Genomic DNA, 268 nt, shown 5'->3' on the forward strand with positions numbered 1-268 from the left:
GGATGAAGCTTGTGACTATCGCCGCTATTGCTGGAATCAAGGCCTTGCCTTGTGGAATAAAATGTACAAGGCAAGGCAAGCACTTAAATCTTCTTTGGCCTCCGACCCCAAAAAGCTGACCGAAGAGCAGAAAGCACTGCTTAAAGAAAAGCCTTCGCCGAGTGAACGAAGAGTTCGTAATATGTTAGTTGCAGATAAAAAAGACTGGCAGTATACACAGTCAGCCCGGATTCTGCAACTGGCAATTTCCGACTTGGGCAAGGCTTGG

1 pseudogene is annotated in these 268 nt (G+C 47.0%); it reads left to right on the plus strand.

Annotated elements, in window-relative coordinates:
- Positions 1-268 (plus strand): annotated as a pseudogene (locus lacNas_RS02980) (helix-turn-helix domain-containing protein); the annotation flags it as partial.

The sequence above is a fragment of the Lactobacillus nasalidis genome (assembly GCF_016587775.1).
Taxonomy (GTDB): Bacteria; Bacillota; Bacilli; order Lactobacillales; family Lactobacillaceae; genus Lactobacillus; species Lactobacillus nasalidis.